The sequence below is a fragment of the Hyphococcus sp. genome, from assembly GCF_965228385.1.
Classification (GTDB): domain Bacteria; phylum Pseudomonadota; class Alphaproteobacteria; order Caulobacterales; family Parvularculaceae; genus Hyphococcus.
Genome location: NZ_OZ245810.1, coordinates 2,400,520 through 2,421,024 on the forward strand (window position 1 = coordinate 2,400,520; position 20,505 = coordinate 2,421,024).

General features: G+C 56.0%; 18 protein-coding genes. 11 read left to right on the top strand and 7 right to left on the bottom strand.

The features are described 5' to 3' along the window. Position 1 precedes the first annotated feature (1 nt). From ACQK2Q_RS11220 to ACQK2Q_RS11255, 8 genes are all read left to right on the top strand, one after another. Positions 2–634 (top strand): hypothetical protein, encoded by a 633-nt coding sequence (locus ACQK2Q_RS11220; protein WP_425409832.1) that lies wholly within the window; start codon positions 2–4, stop codon positions 632–634. 102 nt (positions 635–736) lie between these two features. Next, positions 737–1,363, top strand: a complete 627-nt coding sequence (locus ACQK2Q_RS11225; protein ID WP_425409833.1) for a cytochrome c oxidase assembly protein — start codon at positions 737–739, stop codon at positions 1,361–1,363. A gap of 5 nt (positions 1,364–1,368) precedes the next feature. Then, a complete protein-coding gene (locus ACQK2Q_RS11230) occupies positions 1,369–2,523 on the top strand; it encodes a c-type cytochrome (RefSeq protein ID WP_425409834.1) in 1,155 nt (384 codons plus the stop codon). Continuing rightward, positions 2,520–3,509: a cytochrome c oxidase subunit II gene (locus ACQK2Q_RS11235; RefSeq protein WP_425409835.1), complete on the top strand. Its 990-nt coding sequence runs from the start codon at positions 2,520–2,522 to the stop codon at positions 3,507–3,509. The genes ACQK2Q_RS11230 and ACQK2Q_RS11235 overlap by 4 nt, the downstream gene beginning before the upstream one ends. 2 nt (positions 3,510–3,511) lie before the next feature. Then, the gene (locus ACQK2Q_RS11240; RefSeq protein ID WP_425411152.1) at positions 3,512–4,552 is read left to right on the top strand and encodes a sodium:calcium antiporter; all 1,041 of its coding nucleotides are present in this window, start codon (positions 3,512–3,514) and stop codon (positions 4,550–4,552) included. Positions 4,553–4,554: 2 nt separating this feature from the next. Next, positions 4,555–7,098 carry a cytochrome c oxidase subunit I gene (gene ctaD / locus ACQK2Q_RS11245; protein ID WP_425409836.1) on the top strand — a complete coding sequence of 848 codons (2,544 nt, stop codon included), beginning with the start codon at positions 4,555–4,557 and terminating at the stop codon, positions 7,096–7,098. Continuing rightward, entirely contained in the window at positions 7,095–7,469 is a 375-nt protein-coding gene (locus tag ACQK2Q_RS11250; protein ID WP_425409837.1) for a hypothetical protein, read from the top strand. The genes ctaD and ACQK2Q_RS11250 overlap by 4 nt, the downstream gene beginning before the upstream one ends. Before the next feature lie 18 nt (positions 7,470–7,487). Continuing rightward, positions 7,488–8,216, top strand: a complete 729-nt coding sequence (locus ACQK2Q_RS11255) for a ZIP family metal transporter (RefSeq protein WP_425409838.1) — start codon at positions 7,488–7,490, stop codon at positions 8,214–8,216. A gap of 266 nt (positions 8,217–8,482) precedes the next feature. Here ACQK2Q_RS11255 and glk read toward each other — a convergent pair whose 3' ends face one another. Continuing rightward, positions 8,483–9,442: a glucokinase gene (gene glk / locus ACQK2Q_RS11260; protein WP_425409839.1), complete on the bottom strand. Its 960-nt coding sequence runs from the start codon at positions 9,440–9,442 to the stop codon at positions 8,483–8,485. 510 nt (positions 9,443–9,952) lie between these two features. On the opposite strand from glk, the gene ACQK2Q_RS11265 reads away from it, so the two are divergent. From ACQK2Q_RS11265 to ACQK2Q_RS11275, 3 genes are read left to right on the top strand one after another with little or no spacing between them, the layout of a single operon-like run. Continuing rightward, the gene (locus ACQK2Q_RS11265) at positions 9,953–11,068 is read left to right on the top strand and encodes a TRAP transporter substrate-binding protein (RefSeq protein ID WP_425411153.1); all 1,116 of its coding nucleotides are present in this window, start codon (positions 9,953–9,955) and stop codon (positions 11,066–11,068) included. Further along, the gene (locus ACQK2Q_RS11270; protein ID WP_425409840.1) at positions 11,068–11,850 is read left to right on the top strand and encodes a TRAP transporter small permease subunit; all 783 of its coding nucleotides are present in this window, start codon (positions 11,068–11,070) and stop codon (positions 11,848–11,850) included. Before ACQK2Q_RS11265 ends, ACQK2Q_RS11270 begins: the two co-directional genes overlap by 1 nt. Position 11,851: 1 nt before the next feature. Further along, the gene (locus tag ACQK2Q_RS11275) at positions 11,852–13,465 is read left to right on the top strand and encodes a TRAP transporter large permease (protein ID WP_425409841.1); all 1,614 of its coding nucleotides are present in this window, start codon (positions 11,852–11,854) and stop codon (positions 13,463–13,465) included. 62 nt (positions 13,466–13,527) lie between these two features. Here ACQK2Q_RS11275 and ACQK2Q_RS11280 read toward each other — a convergent pair whose 3' ends face one another. From ACQK2Q_RS11280 to ACQK2Q_RS11305, 6 genes are all read right to left on the bottom strand, one after another. Next, positions 13,528–14,172 carry a helix-turn-helix domain-containing protein gene (locus tag ACQK2Q_RS11280; protein WP_425409842.1) on the bottom strand — a complete coding sequence of 215 codons (645 nt, stop codon included), beginning with the start codon at positions 14,170–14,172 and terminating at the stop codon, positions 13,528–13,530. 151 nt (positions 14,173–14,323) lie between these two features. Further along, positions 14,324–14,653 (bottom strand): high-potential iron-sulfur protein, encoded by a 330-nt coding sequence (locus ACQK2Q_RS11285; RefSeq protein WP_425409843.1) that lies wholly within the window; start codon positions 14,651–14,653, stop codon positions 14,324–14,326. A 23-nt stretch (positions 14,654–14,676) separates the two neighbouring features. Then, the gene (locus ACQK2Q_RS11290; protein ID WP_425409844.1) at positions 14,677–15,948 is read right to left on the bottom strand and encodes a cytochrome c; all 1,272 of its coding nucleotides are present in this window, start codon (positions 15,946–15,948) and stop codon (positions 14,677–14,679) included. Positions 15,949–15,989: 41 nt separating this feature from the next. Next, entirely contained in the window at positions 15,990–17,429 is a 1,440-nt protein-coding gene (locus ACQK2Q_RS11295) for a hypothetical protein (RefSeq protein WP_425409845.1), read from the bottom strand. A gap of 16 nt (positions 17,430–17,445) precedes the next feature. Then, positions 17,446–18,771 (bottom strand): DUF1552 domain-containing protein, encoded by a 1,326-nt coding sequence (locus tag ACQK2Q_RS11300; RefSeq protein ID WP_425409846.1) that lies wholly within the window; start codon positions 18,769–18,771, stop codon positions 17,446–17,448. Next, positions 18,768–20,495, bottom strand: a complete 1,728-nt coding sequence (locus ACQK2Q_RS11305) for a DUF1592 domain-containing protein (protein WP_425409847.1) — start codon at positions 20,493–20,495, stop codon at positions 18,768–18,770. Before ACQK2Q_RS11305 ends, ACQK2Q_RS11300 begins: the two co-directional genes overlap by 4 nt. Between the last annotated feature and the right edge of the window lie 10 nt (positions 20,496–20,505).

A 20,505-nucleotide genomic window follows, 5' to 3' on the forward strand; every position in this document is an offset into this window, starting at 1 on the left:
CATGCGGTACGAATTTCGTATCTGGCCGGGGGACGCAACCCCGTTCATTGAAGACATGCAAACCGTTTTTGCATACAACGGTCGTGAAAAGAGAACCGATACATATCTGCTTGCGCCTGACCGGAATGATTTGCTTCCCAAAATTCGCGGCGCCGACCAACTGGATATAAAACAATGCCTGAGTGTCGATTCTTCGGGTGTTGAAAAGTGGGAAGTTATCGTGGCGGAAACATTTCCTGTTTCACCAGGAACGAAAAACTGGCTTCGTGAGATGTTTCCCGGCCTTCAGAAAAGTCAAGCCGCATTCCGGAATGTCGGCGATTTTCTCGAGGCGGTCTCCGGCGCCGCCGAAATTTACACTGTTGAAAAATCACGTCGCCTTTATTGCTGCAATCAGTGTAAAGCTGAGGTCACCCGCGTTACAGTTAACGCCAGTTCATTTAACACTGTAGCGCTGGAATGCGATGATCGGGAAATGCTGAAGCGTTTCATGCACAAGTTAAATTTCAACGGATACCGAAACATTCATTACGGCGTAGCGTTGCGCGAGCTTTACCTTGAAGCGCCATATAGTCGATTATACGACGCGCAGGATAAACGCCGGTTCGACAATCCCGGTCGGGTTGGCTGGTAAATGCCGGACTCGACCATAAACATTCACGCCAAATAGGGAATATTGAAAAAAATGCGGAACGTGACTATCAGCCAAGCCCAGCATGGGAATAGATCGTTGATAGTGGGCGCTATTTTTATTGGCGTCGGCCTCGCGGCGCTGACCGCAAGTATGCACAACAAAAGCGGTGCTCTTTCTCATCACATGTTTATGCACATTGTACTGATGAACCTTCTGGCGCCGGGCGCTGCGCTGGTTTTTCTCAGCAGTTTTCCGGTTCTGATGGAACGCATTGGAAATCGGCTCTGGTCTGCCTTTGTGGCGCAACTTGTCTTATTCCTGGGCTGGCATTCACCCATAGGTCTTGAAACGGCGTCTATGTCAGCTATGGCGGCTATGCTGATGCAGGCGAGCCTTGCGCTGGCTGCTTTCTGGTTCTGGGCATGCGTTTTTGCGTCTGTCCAATCACGACGATGGGAGACGGTCGGCGCTCTCATTTTAACCGGGAAGATTTTTTGCCTCTTCGCAGCTTTGCTCGTTTTTTCGCCCCGGGTTCTTTATTCGTCCGTCTCCCATGCATCATCTGTGCTTATCGCCGATCAACAATTAGCCGGACTGCTTATGTTAACCGCCTGTCCATTAACATATCTTGGCGCGTGCATGTGGTTTACGGCGAAATGGTTTTATAAACTCGATCATCAGTCCGGCGTTCGCTCAATACAAATTCCGTCACATGCGAGCCTGCGCTAAAATTCATGAATTGGATTCGCGCAAACATCTCCCCGATTTTACTATCCATAGCGGCCATACTGGCCTTAATACCACTCGGCGCCGTAGTCGTTGCTTATTCCGGGCTTTACAGCGTTGCGGCGAGCCGGGGCCATCCGGCATGGCTAAACTGGTTTCTTGAAACCGGAATGCGGCAGTCGGTTCAACACCACAGCGGCGCAGTTGACGCTCCTGCGCTTGATGCGCCAGGTCTCGCCCAGCTCGGCGCTGCACATTTTCAGGGCGGGTGCGCGCCATGCCACGGCGCTCCGGGCGAAATGGTCAATCCGCTTTACGGCTCCATGTTGCCTGCGCCGCCGAAGCTGGAAACCTATGCGCCAAACTGGTCCGATGAAGAACTTTTCTGGATCGTCAAGCACGGCATTCAATATGCAGGCATGCCCGCCTGGAGCGGGACCGGCCGTGACGATGAAATCTGGCCCGTTGTCGCTTTTTTGCGCCAATTGCCGACGCAAAACAGCAGTCAATATTTGCAAATGGCGAAAGGTAATGTGCAATTTGATCCGTATGAAGCGGATGCATTGATACATCAGGGGCGCACAACAGCCGCCCTCACCGCTTGCGCACGTTGTCACGATACGCCGGCCGCCGCACCGACAAGTTCGCAAGTTCCACGCCTGGCGGGTCAGCCGGCGGACTACCTTGCGGCAGCGCTTCGCCAATACAGGAATGACAGCCGTCAGAGCGGCATGATGGAGCCGGTCGCCGCCGAGATGAACGATGAAGACATTCAAGCGCTAGCCGAATTCTACGCGACGATGTCATCACCGCTCAACAATAGCGCAGCTCCTCAGGATCAGAATGCTATTGAACGCGGCCGGGTAATCGCCAATGAAGGGTTTGCAGCGGGAAGAGTTCCACCCTGTCAGTCATGCCATGGCGAGGAAGCGGTTCCAGCATATCCACGACTCGCCGGACAATCTGCGGACTATATGGAAGGGCAGTTGGAACTTTGGCGTAACGACGGGCGCGCCCAGACGCAGATTGGTGCGTTGATGGCGGAGATCGCTGTCAGGCTGTCGCCTGAACAGGCGGCGGACGTCTCCGCTTATTATCAATCACTGGCGCCGGCGCGCGCGGCGAATACGCCGCTTTCGCCCCCGGTGGAAACTAACGAGTGAATGCAGCAGCTACATATCGCGCCGCAGCGCTTTGCTTTGTGCTGCTGATTTTGACGGCCTGTGACGGACCGCAATCGGCGATGTCCGGCGGCGGGCCGGAAGCTGCGCGCACCTTGTTACTGGCCGAGATCATGTTCTGGGGCGGCGGCGTCATCACCGTTTTTATCCTGGCGCTCACTGCAATTGCCATATGGAGCCCGCCCCGGTGGAAGCAAAATTTAAAAGATGAGCGTGCGATTATCGCGGGCGGTATTCTTTTTCCGGTCGTCACGCTTTCAGCGCTCCTGTTCTACGGATTCATCGTTTTCAGCGCAAACGCGAATATCGTGGATGATCGAGACCCTGTCCGTATAACCATTACCGGCGAGCAGTGGTGGTGGCGTGTCGTTTATGAACAGGGCGATGGAACAACGACGGAAAGCGCAAACGAATTGCGCCTGCCGGTCGGCCAGCCTGTAGAATTGAAACTCAAGTCCGCCGATGTGCTGCACAGTTTCTGGATTCCGGCCTATGCCGGAAAAGTCGATATGGTCCCAGGGCGGACTAATGTCCTTCGCCTTGTTGCGGATGAAGCCGGCGTCGTGCGCGGTCAATGCGCGGAATATTGCGGCGGCGCGCATGCGTTCATGTCTCTATACGCCATCGCGATGCCTCCGGAAGCGTATGTCGATTGGATGACGCATGAGCGCAGCGTCGCCGCGCCCGTTGTCGATTCGCAGGGCGGGCGCCTGTTTCAAGCCAGCGGATGCGGCGGTTGCCACACAGTTCGCGGAACACAAGCGAACGGCGTCATCGGTCCGGACCTTACACATGTCGCAAGCCGGCGTTCTCTTGGCGCGGGCGTCCTTGCGAACAACCACGCCGCGTTTGCGGACTGGATCAAAAACCACGACAGCATAAAGCCTGATACGCGAATGCCGCCATTCGAATTTCTGACGGATGCTGAAATTGATCATATTGCGTCCTATCTGGCTGAACTGGATTAATGATGATTGAGTTCTCGTCACTTGGCATGCCAGTCAACATTGCGATATTTGCCGCAGCGGCAATCGCCGTCTGGATCGCGGGGACAAAGATCGCGTTTTATGCGGATCAAATCGCGCAACGGACCGGTCTCGGCGAAGCGTTGATGGGATTGTTTCTGCTCGCTTTCGTCACGTCCCTGCCGGAAATCGCAACAAGCTTCACAGCGGCACGGATTGGCGATGCGCCCCTGGCGGTGAATAACCTTCTCGGATCAATCGCCATGCAAGTCGCAGTGCTCGCGCTTGCTGACCTGGCCATCCATAAACGCGCATTGACATCGGTCGTGCCAGATCCCGCAGTGATGCTGCAGGGCGCGCTCAATATTTGCCTGTTGGCGTTTGTCGCTATCGCCGTTCTGTCGGGCGACGTTTCAATTCTCGGCGCCGGCGCCTGGACATGGGTGCTTTTTTCAGCGGCTGTCTTCTCTTTTATAAAACTTACAGAGGCGGAAGGCCGCCAGCCATGGATCGCCGATCTCGACGAACCGATGCAGACGCACAGTAAACGCGCACAAAGCGAAGACGGCAATTTTATTCTGGCCATAAAAACAATCGCTAGCGCAGCGACAATTCTCATTGCGGGATATGTGGTCGCGGTCAGCGGCGAAGCGCTCGCCGAACAAAGCGGACTTGGCTCGTCTTTTGTCGGCGTCGCCCTTGTTGCAATCGCCACGTCATTGCCAGAGGCAAGCACTGTGTTCGCCTCCATGCGCCGTGGGCTATACACGATGGCCATTTCCGACATTCTCGGTACAAACATTCTAAATGTCGCCTTGCTTTTCGGTGTTGACGTCATTGCAACCGGCGATCCGGTTCTAACACGGGTCGGCAATTTCGCAGCGATCGGCGCAATGCTGGGCGTCGCTGTAACCGGCATTTTCCTGATGGGCCTCGCCGAACGGCGCGACCGGACCATCTGGCGCATGGGCGTTGATTCCATGCTGGTGCTCGCAGTCTATCTCGGCGGCCTGGTGCTGCTCTATTCCATGCGGGGAACGCCATAGACATGAGCGACGATCAATCAGCATCACCCATCAGCACGTCGCCGCGCCCCAAAGGGGAAAAAAGCGCCCTGCTTGAAATCTGGAAAACGCCGACAGGCTGGAGACTGCCGACAGCGGTAAACAACACTGTTATCGGACTATTTTATCTCGGCGCGGCATTCGTATTTTTCCTGGCCGCCGGCGCTCTGGCGCTTGTCATGCGCACGCAGCTTGCCCTCCCGGACAATGATTTCGTCAGTCAGGATCTCTACAATCAACTCTTCACCGTCCACGGCACGACAATGATGTTCCTGTTTGCCGTGCCGGCCGTTGAGGCGCTCGGCGTCTTGCTGTTGCCGCAAATGCTGGCGGCGCGGGACCTTCCCTTCCCGCGTTTATCCGCATTCGCCATCTGGGCGTATGTGGTCGGCGGGACGGTTTTTTTCTTGACGATCTTTTTTGACCTCTCGCCGAAGGGCGGATGGTTCATGTATCCGCCCCTGACGCTGACGGAATATTCGCCAGGGGACAATGCCGATTTCTGGCTGCTCGGCATCGGCTTTATTGAGATATCGGCGATCGCCGGCGCTATCGAGATTATTATCGGCACGCTAAGGACGCGCCCGCCCGGCATGTCCCTCGACAAGCTGCCGATCTTCGGCTGGGCGATGTTGATATTCGCCGGTATGATCGTCGTTGCGTTTCCCGCCGTCATACTGGCGACGATGCTGCTTGAACTTGAACGCGCGTTCGGGTGGCCATTCTTTACGGCGGCGCAGGGCGGCGATCCGCTGTTGTGGCAGCATCTGTTCTGGTTCTTCGGACACCCGGAAGTCTATATTATCTTCCTTCCCGCCGCCGGACTTGTCTCGATGATCGTGCCGACCATGGCACGAACGCCGCTCGTCGGTTACCGCCTGATCGTGGTCGCTCTCATCGCCACAGGATTCTTCTCATTTGGTCTGTGGGTTCACCACATGTTCACGACCGGCATACCGGCGTTGAGTCTTGCCTTCTTTTCAGCCGCGTCCATGGCCGTGGCCGTCCCCTCCGGCATTCAGATTTTCGCCTGGATCGCCACCATTGCCGATTCCAAGAAAAAATTTCAGTTCACCACGCCGTCCCTGTTCGTACTTGGCATGCTCGTGATTTTTACAATCGGCGGGCTTACCGGCGTTATGGTCGCCATGGTGCCGTTTGACTGGCAGGCGCACGACTCCTACTTCATTGTAGCGCATCTTCACTATGTCCTGATCGGCGGCATGGTGTTTCCATTATTCGCCACTTACTATTATTGGGCCCCCATGCTCAGTAAGCGGCGTTTGTCGGAACGCCTCGGAAAAATTTGCTTCTGGCTGATGTTCATCGGATTCAACGTCGCCTTTTTTCCCATGCATATTGTTGGTTTGTTGGGGATGCCCCGGCGCATCTGGACGTATTCGGAAAATGTCGGATGGGACTCGTACAACATGATTTCCACTATCGGCGCTTATATGATCGCCGCCGGCGTTCTGGTGTTCATTATTGATTTGATCCGTAATTTCCGGATCAGTGAAAATGAAGGCGAAGACAATCCATGGGGAGCTGCGACGCTGGAGTGGCTTCCCGGCGATGTCTACGCCACGCGCTCCATACCGCACGTGACAAGTCTCAATCCATTATGGGATCAACCGGACCTTGCAAGGCAAGTCGAAGCCGGTGAACATTATTTGCCCGATGCGCCAACGGGCGGGCGCGAGACGATCGTCACCTCGGCGATCGAAGCCAAACCGCAATATGTCGTTCAGATGCCGGGACCAAGCTGGACCCATGTCCTCGCCGCCATATTCACCGCCGCCTGCTTTCTACTCCTGACCGTAAAACTTGTTGCACCCGCGCTTCTTTGCGCAGGATTGGCGATTCTTGCCTGTTGCGTTTGGGTTTGGGAGATCGATAAAGGCCCGGACAAAGGGCCGGTTCATATCGGCCGCGGTATCAGCCTGCCTGTTTATATGAGCGGGCCGACGGCGCACGGGTGGTGGGCGATGATAGTACTGATGCTGGTCGCCGGCTCACTTTATCTCGCCTATCTATTCTCATATTTGTATTTGTGGACAGTGTCTCCGGATGTCTGGCCCGAGACCAAAAGCACATTGGCAAAGCTGCACTGGCCGGCGCTATCAGCCCTTTTAACAATACTGGGCGCAGCAGCGTTTCATTTTGCTCAAACAACGCTGGCGCGGCCTGGCCGTAAAAACCCGCTGACGCCGATACTCATTCTCGCCGGCGCCGCCCTTCTTGGCGGGGGCATGGGCGCTGAGTTCTACGGTCACTGGCAATCAGGCCTGCGGCCACAATCATCCAGCTACGCCGCCATGGTTTATATGGCTGGGGTTCTTTCCAGTCAGATCGTGCTGGCGACAATTATCATGTCGCTGTTTGTGACAGCGCGATTCTTCGCCGGTAAACTTGATGCTGTGCGATGCGCAGGACTGGAAAACACAATGCTGCTTGTCTGGTATGTCAGCGCTCAAAGCCTTGTCGGCCTGTTTCTCATCCATGGTTTTCCGAGGATGATCGGATCATGAAAGAAAAAGGGGAACGCTTGGCGTTAAAATTCTGGCCTTTAACGATCCTGTCGCTGTCGGGCCCAATTCTCTGGTCCCTGCATTTCGGTCTTCTATACGCCGGCCAGCATACCGTCTGCGCCGCCATTGACGCCGGCTCCGGTTTTCTTTCAGTCTTCGTAGTTGTGACGACGATCCTGTTTGGCTCCGGCTTGACCGCGATCGGTATGTTCGCCGGACGACTATTGTTGCTGGCAGGCGTTGTTGCGGACAATCCGCTCAACGAATTTCTTCTTTATACGACAAGGTTTCTCATCGTGCTTTCGCTGATTGGCGTTCTGTGGGCGGGCGCATCGGCGCTCTTCCCCTTTGCTTGCGCAGGTTTGCGCTGATGGGCTCGGAACTGAATCATGTCTGATTTTTTTGTTGTCGTCGCATATGCGCTGCTTCCGGCGTTAGGAAATTTGGCTGGCGGACTTCTCGCCGAAACAATGCGGACGCCCCGCTGGGTAATCGGCGCTGCGCTGCACGGCGCCGCCGGCATCGCCATTGCCTTGATCAGCATCGATTTGATGCCGCGCATTCTTTTAAATGTACCCATGTGGGGAATTGCGCTGGCGTTTTTGGGCGGTGCAGCGACGTCTTTCTTTTTGGCGCGCGGCGTCGCCGCCATACGCGGGGAAGCCAGCGGATCAGGTTTTCGCGCCTGGATGGTTTATGCCGCAATTGGCGCAGACTTGATGAGCGACGGCGCAATGACCGGCGCAGGCAGCGCCGTCGCGCTCAATCTCGGCCTCCTCCTCGCCGCCGCCCAATCAATCGCCAATATTCCGGGCGGCTTCGCCGCCGCCGCCAACCTTCGCAGTCATGGCGTTCCAAGACAGCGCCGCATTTTAACATCGCTCGCCATGTTTGCGCCGGTGTTATTAAGCGCCGCCGCAGGGTTCATATTTCTTCAGGGTACGTCTGAGATCATTAAAAGCGCGGTGCTGGCTTATATCGTCGGCCTTTTGTTGCTGGCGACAGTCGAAGACATGATCCCTGAAGGCGATGCGCCGCGACCGCCGCGCTGGAGTTCCACACTGGCCTTTGCGCTCGGATTCGCCGGCCTGTCATTGTCGTCCAGATATTTGGGATAAATCGAAAGTTACGTTCTTGTCCCCCTCGCGCACGCATAGTGAAGCATAAACTGACGGCCCGAAAAGTTTAAAGCTGATTGAATGGAGGAGGAGACAGACCGTTCTAAGGCTGGCCGGGTCAATGGCGCGCACGCCCGACATTCGCGGCGATTTCGTCTCCACTTCCATCGCCGAACATAGCCCCGCTAGCAATCCACGACCCACCGACGCAGGCGACATTGGGGAGCGCCAGACAACACGCTGGCCGTGCTCATAATTTGTTATTGTTAGTTTAACTGCAGCGACGCGGCCGCGCCGTACAGGGCCGCCTCTTCGGTTATAATCATTTTTACCGGCGCGGCGCCGACATATTCTGACATACGCCCTTTTTCAGTAAAATGCTCAACAAAGTCGCTGTTGAGGAACACGTCTTTTATTTTCGGCAATATTCCGCCGCCGAGCACGACGCCGCCGCGCGCACCCGTCGCCAAAACGGCGTCGCCGGCGACGCGGCCAAGGATTGTGCAGAACATATCAACCGCTTTGACGGCGATAGGATAAGCGCCTTCAATCGCAGCTTTGGTGATTTCGTTCGCCTGCAAGGACACGCGTTGCGTTCCCTCTACCGCACAAAGGGCCCGATGTATGTTGACAAGGCCGCGCCCGGAAAGAATCCGCTCAACAGACACGCGCGGATGTTCGCGCGCGATAAATTTTTTGATCTCGAATTCTTCGTCAGTACGCGGCGCGAACGAAACATGACCGCCTTCCGTTGCGACAATCACGCGTCCACTGTCCGGCGTGGGCACGATCAGCGCCTGGCCTAACCCGGTTCCGGGCCCGATCACCAGCACCGGCGCGCCGGTGTCGGGCTTGCCGTCTTTCACGGTAACAAACGCATCCGCGGGCATGAAATCAACGCCGGCGGCAAGCGCGTAAAAGTCATTGACGACGCGCAGACCATCCAGGCGAAGCGCTGTTTCAATTTCTTTGGGCTGAAATCGCCAATGAGAATTGGTGAACTTTATTTCCGCGGTCTTGACGGGCGCCGCGACCGCGAAACATGCCCGCTTCGGTTTGGCTTCGACGGATTCAAGATAAGCATCCGCCGCGTCGCGGATGGTTTCGAAATCTTCGGCGCGAAAATTCTGCGGTTTGCTGATCGCGATCGCGCCACCCGCCGCCTCGGCGATCGCAAAGCGGACGTTGGTTCCGCCAATATCGGCGACAAGCACCGGATCAGACATCGCGCTCTAGCAGCTCGAATGTCATCGCGCCCTCCTCTGCGCCGCCAGCCAGCGACCGCAACCCCGTGAACAACTCGCGACCTGTTCCCCAGCGATCCGCGGCCAAATCATGCGCCGGCGTATCGCGGCCGTCGAGACCAGCATGTGTCTCAAAAACACCGGATTCTGTATCAAGACGAATTATATCGCCATCGCGGATCTTGCCGATAGCGCTTGACCCAATGAAGCGTTGCTTGAAATCGTTATAAAGGATTCAACTGGCCTGAGCCGCAAAAATGTCTGCAATGCGCTAGACCGCATAACGCAACATTCCTTTAGACACCGATCCAGATTATCGGAAATTTTTTTATAAATTTGAAAACTATCAGCGAAATAAGCGCTTAACGCCTCATTTATAGTAATATTTTGAAATATTGTGGCTGGAATGTTGATTTTTTTCCTTTACGAAACACTCATTATTTTTCATAGATGAACCCTTGCAGCGTGTAACTGCGATTGGGAGGGCGGATGATTGGACGTCGCAAATTTCTGGCTGGCGGCGCTGTGGGCGCGGCTGCTCTGACCTCAGGCTGCGATTGCGGCTCCGTTAATCCGGAGGCGATCGGAGCGCTGCCCGGGCGGCGCCGAGAGCTGAAAATGGTCACGACCTGGCCGAAGGATTTTCCCGGGCTTGGCACTATGGCCGAGCGAACCGCTCAATTCATTACTGAAATGTCGAGCGGCGCAATGCGCGTCCAGGTGTTTTCCGCCGGCGAGCTTGTGCCTGCATTTGAGTCATTCGACGCCGTTTCAAACGGGGTCGCTGACATGTATCACGGCGCCGATTACTATTGGGTGGGCAAGAGCCAGGGCTGGCCATTTTTCACCGCAGTACCGTTCGGCATGACAACCTCGGAAATTATGGCTTGGATCGAGTTTGGCGGCGGTCAGGAACTCTGGGATGAACTCGGGGCGCGCTTTCGCATCAAACCGCTCGCGGCCGGCAATACGGGACATCAGATGGGGGGCTGGTTCAAGCGTCCCATCGACTCACTGGAAGATTTGCGCGGCCGTGTCATCCGAATGCCGGGGCTTGGCGGTGAAGTCCTTCGCCGCGTCGGCGCGTCTGCTGTCGCAATATCGGGCGGCGAGATCTATCCGGCGCTGCAATCCGGCGCCATCGACGGAACAGAATGGGTCGGCCCGTGGAACGATCTGGCTTTCGGCTTTTATAACGAAGCCAAATATTATTACTGGCCGGGTTTCCACGAGCCCGGCGCGCAGCTCACACTGGGTCTCAATCTTGACATCTGGGAGGAAATGACGCCTGCTGAGCAATCGATCATTATCGGCGCCTGCCATCGAGCCAATCATCTCTCCATAGCGGAATTTGCGCACTATAACGCCGTCGCGCTTCGCCAACTTGTTGAGGAGCACGGCGTTGAGCTGCGGCAAATGCCGGATGATGTATTCGCAGCGCTCGGAAGCGCGGCGCAGCAAGTCTACGAAGAAATCGCCAGCGACGGTGACGATATCACACGGCGGATTTTCGAAAGTTTCAAGGCCTCCATGGTTCGCTCTCAAGAATGGGGGCGTATTTCCGATGAGGCCTACATGGCCGCGCGCAGATCGGCTTTTTCATTCTGATGCTGGAAACTGCCGGGACTATACTGAACTGGGCGGCGGCGGCGCTGATTTTGCCGTTGATGGCGCTGCCTCTGGCGGCCCTAGCGGCCGACCGGCGGTGGACGAGCGCGATCGTTTCAACTGCACTCGTGACGGGTTTGCTGTTGGGCGGCGCAGTTTTTATCATGTTAGCGCCGCGCGTCACGCTGATCAGCGACGTTTTCATCCGTCTACCGGTTGCGATCGCTGCTGCGCTCTTCGTTGCAGTGTTGACAGGGCTTGCCGGGGGCGCGCGTCACAGCACGGCGCAGCTCGCCGTGTTTTTTGATAACGTAACCCGCTGCGCCGGACGCACTGTCATGTGGCTAATCTTCGCGATGGCCATTGTCCAATTCTCAGTCGTCATACTTCGCTACGTTTTCGGTATCAATTTTCTCGCTATGCAGGAATCAATCACTTATATGCATGGCGCGCTTTTCCTCCTCGCCGCAGGTTACGCGCTGCTTACAAATGATCACGTTCGTGTTGATATCTTCTATCGCGAGGCGCCGCCGCGCCGTAAAGCGCTAATAGATTTTCTTGGCACGTATCTTTTTTTATTTCCGTTTTCTTTATTGATTCTCTGGACGAGCAGGCCCTATGTCGCCCGCTCATGGGCCGTTAGCGAAGGTTCGTCTGAAGCGTCGGGCATTCCGGCGCTGTTCCTCCTGAAAAGCTGCATTCCGGCATTTGCGGTCCTGATGGCGATGGCTGGATTTGTCGTGGCTGCACGCGCCATTGAAATTTTACGGGAGCGGCGCTGATATGGATTTCGACGCACTTGGATTGTGTTTTTGCGCTGGCGCAGCCTGGCTTGACCTGGCGATGATTGCGGTGCTTTGCATCTGCCTAATGCTTGGTTATCCCGTCGCATTGTCGCTTGCCGGGGTCGCCCTGATCTTCGCGGTTATCGGCCTGGCTACAGGCGTATTCGATCTGTCATATGTCCGGCCAATGCCGCAGCGCATATTTGGCGCGGTTTCCAACGTCACTTTGATCGCCGTTCCGATGTTTATCCTGATGGGCGTCATCCTTGAAAAATCAAAAATCGCGGAAGAGTTGCTTGACGAGATGGCGAAGCTGTTTGGGTCTCTACGCGGCGGATTGGGCATCTCGGTCACCGTGGTGGGCGCGCTGCTCGCCGCATCGACTGGAATTGTCGGCGCCACTGTCGTCACTATGGGATTACTCAGTTTACCGGTTATGCTGAAGCGGGGGTACGATCCCGCCTTCGCCAGCGGCGCGATCGCCGCAGCCGGCACGCTTGGCCAAATCATACCGCCATCAATTGTACTCATCCTACTGGGCGATGTCATATCGAACGCGTATCAGAAATCACAGCTTGAGCAGGGCGTCTTCGCGCCTGAGACGATATCGGTCGGCGATCTTTTTGCAGGCGCGCTTATTCCCGGTCTCCTGCTCGTCGGGTTTTATATGATGTGGCAAATTATTGTCGCCGTGACGCAGCCGAACAAAGCGCCTGCTATTCCGGCCGCGGAACTCGGCTCGCGGCGCGAGGTTTGGGCGGCGGCGATGAAAACATTACCGGCGCCGTTACTCCTGATTGTCGCTGTCCTCGGTTCAATACTCGGCGGCGTCGCGACGCCGACAGAAGCTGCGAGCGTCGGCGCCATCGGCGCACTCTTCATTGCCGGCGCGCGCTTTGCGCCAGAGCACGCCAGCCTGAAACGGCTGCTGGTATATATCGGCGCCGCAGCAATTATCGGCTTGATTATGCTCACCGGGGTGATCGATTTGCGGCTGGGCCGCGAGGCCGCGCCGCTCGGTGATCGCATCGGCATTCTGGTCGCTTTTGTTTTCTGTGTTCTCGGCGCGGTCGGTCTGATTGCAAGCATTCGATTTTTGGCGCGCGACCGCACGCTTTACGCAATCGCCGATCAGACGACACGCGTTACGACGATGGTGTTTACAATACTCATCGGCGCAGCGCTGTTTTCGCTCGTGTTTCGCGGACTTGGCGGAGATGAAATGGTGCACGCCGCACTGGAAGCGACGCCGGGCGGCGTTGTGGGCGCGGTCATCACCGTTATGCTCGTGATGTTTATCCTCGGCTTCTTCCTGGATTTTATCGAAATTACACTCGTCGTCGTTCCACTTGTGGCGCCCGCCCTTCTCGCAATGGGCATTTCGCCGATCTGGCTTGGCGTGATGATGGCGGTAAACCTTCAGACATCATTCCTGACGCCGCCATTTGGCTTCGCGTTGTTTTATCTGCGCGGCGTTACACCGCCCGAAGTCAGGACCATCCATATCTATCGCGGCGCGATGCCGTTTATTGCAATCCAGATTCTCATGCTGGCTTTGCTGACCGCATTCCCGGAACTTGCGACTTGGCTTCCGGAACAGATTTATTCCTGACGCCGTCGAACGCTGGCGCAAATTCCGACGCCGCGCGTCATCAGATTGAAAAGTAAGGACGCTTAACTGGCCGGGTCGCCGGTTTGTGCACGCAGCGCATCAAGCATTTCTTCGGACGCGGATCCCGAACAGACAACCAGAAAACGCGCCCTGTCGAACGATTTCGAAATATAAGCATGACCCATAGCGCTATCGAAATAGATATAATCGCCCTCGCTCAAAAGTGTCGGCTGATAATATTCAGTATGAACTTCGACATCGCCTTCGAGAACAAAAAGAAATTCTTCGCCTTCGTGGCTAATAAGGTCGCCGAATTCCGCAAGGGTTCTCGCCCGTGTCTCTCCGATTATCGGCACCATGCCTTTGCGGGCAAGGTCGGCATTGAGATAAAGATATTCATAAAATCCGGCGCTTATCGAAACGCCGTCATTCTTCCGTCCGATGCTGCGTCTCCCGGTCACCATCGCCGGCGCCGTCTGACTGGAGCGCTCCGCGAAGAGATCCGCCAAATCCAGTGAAAGGCCGTTCGCAAGCTGTATCAGTTTGTCGTATGTCAGCGACATCTGATTGTTTTCAACCTTGGAGATCGTCGAAACCGCAAGGCCCGTCATCTTGCTGACGTCGGCAATCCGCCAGTTATTCTTTTCACGAATACTGCGCAGTATGCTGCCTAAATTCGACCGGCTGGTTGAAGCGTTCGACGCCATTGCCAATTTTCTCGTATCTGCTGACTTGCGGCCTCCTCAGCAAACACGCCGGTGCGAGACCATAAGATGAGGCAATAGGTCTATACTAAACTGTGTCGCCTAATCAATAAAATTGAGTACACGGCGACGCGAGGCAATCTCAGAGAGGGGTCTAGGCGCGGGCGCTCCAGGAAGTGCAGTGTCCATTCCGGTTAACCGGTCCATTAAATATTTGGCAGTCGCCACACTGCGCTGCATTTTCGGCCGAGAAAAACGCACAGCTATTGCATGTTGTCTCAGGGTTTGGTGACGTTTCGACATATTGCGCCGAATCGCGCAAACTCCGTTCGCCGGATGAAAGCTGCTCTGGATCAGCGCAGACTTGTACTCTCGTCGATTCTGTCTCCCCGCCGCAGCTTATCACCGCCAACCCAGCGCCTGCGATTGGCAGACGCGCGCCGAACCGTAGCAATTTGCGGCGTGAAAAATCTTTTGTCATCATTGGTTTCACCTCTTCAAAATCGGTCAGCGCTGTTTTTCGACATCTCGCTCCGACACGTTCGATCCGGAATTGCCCCAGCTCGCGCGCATATAGGTGGCCAGAATGGCCACTTCTTCATCGTCCAGCTTGTCGCCGAATGCCTCCATACTCTTCCACGCGCCTTCCGGGGCCGGCTGGGCAATCTGTGCGCCGTAGATGATGACGTTTATGAGCGACGCCGGGTCTTGCGCCTGAACAATGGCGCTGCCTTTTAACGGCGGACCTGTCGTTGGGTCGCCAGCCCCAGTCGGCAAATGGCAGGTGCCGCAATGGACTGAGTATAAACGCTCGCCTTCCCGGAGTTCGTCAGGCGACATGGACGCATTCGCGCCAACGTCCTGCGGCGGGAGGCTTTTCAAATACACAGCCATGGCCTGAACATCATCTTTTGTCAGCTGGCTTGTGCCTTTTGCGATAACCTTGTTCATGGGCCCGAAGGTTCCCGCCATGGCGCTGTGGCCAGTTTTTAGATAATCAGCAATGTCTTTTTCTGACCAAGCCGCAAGTCCCGCCGCAGCAGGCGTGAGATTAACAGCGGCCCAGGGACGGTGTTCGCCCGTGTTCTCGATGTAATCCAGATATGTCGCACCCGCAAAGGCGCGATCGTCTTTCTCCGCACCCATAAAGTTTCGTGGAGTATGGCAGGCGCCGCAATGGCCGAGGCCCTCCACCAGATATGCGCCGCGATTCCATTCTTCGGAACGCGACTCGTCCGGTTCGAACGGTCCGGTTTTCAGGTGCAAGGCTTTCCACGGACCTAAAAGCGTACGCCACCCAAAAGGAAAATTGAGTTTGTTTGCAGGCGGTTCATAGCTATGGGACGGCAAGCTCTGAAAATAAGCATACAACGCAGCTATATCCTCATCCGTGATTTTCGTGAAATCTGTATACGGAAATACTGGATACAGGTGGCGGCCTTTTGGGTCTACGCCCTTGCGCATAGCCTTTTCGAAATCCGAAAGCGTCCAGGCGCCAATGCCGGCGTTTTCATCTGGTGTAATGTTTGTGGAATAAATAATCCCAAACGGAGTGTGAAATTCATGCCCGCCCGCAAACGGCTCGCCATCATCTGATGTATGACAGCTTACGCAATCGCCAGCCGCCGCAAGATAACGGCCCTTTTCGATCAATTCCGGAGAAGATTGTTCCGACAGTCCCGGCGCGATCTTTCCTTCCTGGCCGCCCGAACAGGAAACGGCGAACGCCGCGACGAATGACAGGCCGATCCTTATCGATAAGGATAGAAGCGTTTGCAAAGAATCCTCCGGAATTCACAGGCGTCAGCGTTTGCCGTTGTTTATGGAATTGCGATCGACCACCACAACGCAGCGCCTCCGTCCATCGGAGTTCCGACGTCGATACGCGTTTCGGGGTCATGGCTCAGCGCAATATCGTATATATCGTGCCCGTTCATATCGCCCGGGTTTTTATCACCTGCATATGACCACAAAGCATAGCCCTGATAGACCCACTGTTTTCGTCCGTCGCTACGCGTAGCGACATTCCACATTCCTCGCGCTTGAGCCGAGTCAGGTGCGATAAAAGGGGTCCACTCTTTTAGGCACGCCTCTCCGCACTTCGGATCGGTTCCAATATCCCTGCCCACTGCAGGCCGAGCAGGTTGACCGCGACGCAGATTATGTCCGCCCCCGGATTGCAGGATGTGTCCGTCACGCCGGTAAAGGGTCAAACCGTCAGCTCCAGCCAGGACGGCGCCCTGGCCCGGCGTACGCTGAATGGTTACGCCCGGCGGATTATAAAGAGCGTAGACCGTGGCGACTTTCCAATCCTCGTCGCTTAACCCGTTTGCGTATCCGGGTGCAAGATCTCGTTTATTCGTATACAGCCCTTTATCGCGGAAGGTCCATTGACGAACGCCGTCTTCCCGCTCGCGCACACCAAAATCGCCGAATGGTTTTGCCACCAGCGGCGCCGCCGCAGGCGCCCAGTCCGTCAGGCAAAATTCCGCTTCACACTCAAGGGCGGCGTTGTCTCCACCGGCGCCGTTGAAAACGTAAATCGTATGTTCACGCTCGTCGACAAGTGAAAATGCTGCTGCGTCGGGTAGTTCACGGACGGTCATGCCAGGCGGCGTTTCAACCTGCGGCATAGGAAAAAAATGTGCGGGCTCCCAACCTTCAGGGAGAACATTAGGCTCAGGAAGCTCACCGCTGAAGCCCCCGCGGTATCCGCCGCCAACCGGTTCACCCGCCCCGTTGAGACGCGGAGCGCCGGTCAAGGCCGGACTGTTGCCCGCTACGGATCCCGGATCGACATCTTTCTCGTAGGAATAGAGCGCCTTGCCCCGAAGCGCCCATTGCCGCTTCCCGTCTGCGCGCTCTACGATGCTCCATGCATCAAAGGGTTCGGCGCTTTCCGAAGCAATCAGCGGGGAGAAAGATTGTTCACATTCGTCTGTGCAGGATGACGGCCCGCCATCATCTTCTGTATACATATAGAGCGTCAACCCATTTGCATCAGCGTAAACGATCTCATTTCTGGCGAGGGCGGCCGCGCTTTCTTTGTCGAGGCTATAGCCTTGCGCCTTACCCAGAGGCTGCAAGGTCACGCCCGCCGGCGTTGCAAATGGGGCTTCGTAGCGCGCTTGCGCGCCATCACTGCCCGCCGGCGCATCGTCGCCCTTGGCGTCGCCAATGCCTGCTACAAAAATCAACGCGGCGACCACGCCCGCCGCCCCGGCTACGCCGGCTGTAACCTCAAATCTGGTGAGATTCATTGTCGCCATCCTCTCGCTATGCGATGATTTCGGTGATTGTCTTCGACGTTTCGTTCGAAAGTGCGCCCCATGTACTGACCGGAACGCCTAACGCCTGCTGTATCGTCAATCCGGCCCGTGTAGCGGGGTCGCCCGGCATTGATACATGCAGACCGGTACGCAACCGTCCGCCTGCATCGCCCATGGTGATAATCGGCAGATTGTCCATCGTGTGCGTGCGCGCATAACCATGGTCAGTTTGCCAGAGAACGGTAAGGCGGTCGAACACCGAGCCGTCGCCCTCGCGCAATCCTTCGATATTAGTCAGAAACTGGGCGAACGCCGCGTTTGCCCAATTAATAAACCATGTGACGTCTTTTTGATAGCCGAGCTCTTCATCGATTGGCTCCTCGTGAGTGAGACTGTGCCAATCACGCACGCCGCCCGGCAGGCGCATGCCAAGCGTACCCACGAAGACGTTAAAGACTCTGGTTTGATCACAAGCAACGGCGTGAGCAAGAAGCGATGCGAACAGCTTGCAGTTTTTCTCCGCCGCCGCGGCGGTCAGCCCCGTTTCAGTCTCTTCAGGCTGTTCAGGCATCGAACACGACGCCAAGGGCGCAGGCTCTTGAAGTTCGATTTCCAGTTGCCGCTCAATCTGACGGACCGACGTGAAATATTCATCAAGGCGCGCACGATCCGCAGCACCCACGTTCCGCATCAGGGATTTGCGGTCATCTGCAACATAGGAAAGCACGCTTTTCCTGGCCATAACCCCAGAATCGGGTTTGAATTCCGCCGCATTCGGATCGACAAAACCGGAACCGAACAGGCGCTCATAAAGGGCGAGAGGCGAGGCTTCTGACGGATTGATCGCGCTCCCACTGCGCTTGCTGGCGCTTTGTCGGCGGCCGTTGAGCGCAACCTCAATCGAGCGAAACCGGGTTCCGGACCCGATTTTGTCAGCAATAATGGAGTCAATTGTTGGGGGCGACTTTACGCCGTGCGTAATTGCGCCGGTCGTTGCGATATCGACGCCGGTTGAGTGAGTTTCCAGCGGCCGGCCGTCCATAAAATACTTGCCGCCGCTGATAATATTCATCCGATCACGGAATGGATCAAAAACTTTGAGCTCCACGTTGTTCTCAAAGTCAGAACCGACCTTCTCCGGCATCCAGCGCCCGGGATTAAAGCCAAGATGCTGAAACCATGTGCCAAAACATACTGGGAGCGATTCCCCGGTCGCGGCGAGCGCGCCGCCATTTTCATCAAGGAAACAATCGAGAAACGGCACCCCTACAGACACGGCGGCGCCGCCGAGAGTACCCCGTAAAATAGAACGGCGATTTAAATTCTTTTTCATTGCGAATTCTCCTTAGCCATCGCTATGGAAACATTGGGCCCTGGCGAATTGTCGGCCACGGAAACAGCCGGTTCGGCTACGCGATAAAATTCATCACTTAACGCAATCTCCGCCATTAACGCCGGCAGCCGATATTTCTTGTCGGCAAATGCTTCTTCAAGGTTTTCAATCCAGGGCTGCTCCGATCGCACTGCAGCGCGCCCGCGCGCATAGGACGAAATCCGTTCGACAAGGCACGAAGTAGAGGACGGGCTATTGCTGATGGCCTGGCCAAGCCCTACGGCGTCTTCAAACTCCGCCCCGTCAAGCTCGCCGCTAGTATCAATCAGAACGCCGTTCTCTCGAAGACGAAACTCGCCCGCGCCATCGAAGTTCTCCAGCGCAAGACCAAGCGGATCCATTAGCTTGTGACAGCCGGCGCAGGATGCAACTTCGTTGTGCACGGCCAATCGTTGCCGCGCCGTTTTGAAATTCGGATTGCCTGTGTCGAGCACGAGATCAAAAGGAACATCAGCGGGCGGCGCCGGCACTTCCTGACACAGCATAACCTCCCGCACCGCCTTGCCGCGGATCGTGGGCGAGCCGCGCCCCGCAGGCGAATGGAGACCGGTAAAGCTGGCATGGGTCAAAATCCCCGCCCGCGGATCCGATTCGGAAAACCGATATTCGGACCATTGTTCCGGCGATCCGTTCGGACCAGATTGCGGCAACGCCACCTGATAGAGCGCACCGAGTTGCGGTGTTAAGAATGTATTCTTTGCTGTGAAGATTTCCCGGTAATCGGCATTTTCTTCGAGCAGAAGATGGGTAATGGTCTTGAGGGTCTGCTCCTGCGAAGCGGACGCGACTTCGGCATTGTATTTTGGAAACAGCTGCGTGTCTTTTGTCAGGTTTGCAAACTCATCAAACCTGAAATTATCAATAAAAAAGGCGCGTAAGCCGGTTTCCAGTCGCGGCGATGCCGTCATTCGGTCAACCTGCGCTTGTAGACCTTTACGCGTGTGAATCGCGCCGTTTTCCGCAGCCTCCAGCAACTGGACGTCAGGCGTCGAATTCCAGAGAAAGAAGCTCAATGCCGAGGCCTTGGAATAAGCGTCAAGCCGATGCTCGTTACGCTGTCGTGGATTGGCTTCCGTCGCCTGCCGGATAAACAAAAACTCTGGCGCTGAAAGCATTGCCGCCAGACTTAACGAAAGCCCTTCATAAAAGTCTCCGACGATGTTGGTCGCCTCCGCCGCTGCAGTGACATAGGCGTCAAGCTGGGATTCGCTGAGGGGCCGGCGGAAGAGCATCAAGCCCATTTCGGACAAAAAGGCGGTCGCGCAAGCATCGTCCGGTTCAGATGTGCTTTCAGGCGTGCACGACAAAAAAATGCGCCGGTGCTCGTCATCGAGAACTTGCGACGCGATGGTTCGCCCCATCACGTCATATTGCTCCATACCAGAACCGGTGACGCTGACATAACTGGAGCCGACTGCGAATAATCCTTCTTCACGCAAATCGGGCTCAAAGCGGCCGCCTAGCTCAATATCTCGCCCGAAAAGGTCGGCAATGACATTCTTATATTGCTCGGCCGTCAGACGGCGCATAACCGGATCCCCCGGCTCGAAGCCGTCATCGCCGCCCTGATTTGTGGCAAACCAGAAACCGCCGGCGCCGATAGCCGTGACGAGTACGATAGCGCCAACAAGTTTAAAGACGATTCCGCCGCGTTGCTTCTTCATCGTATTTAGC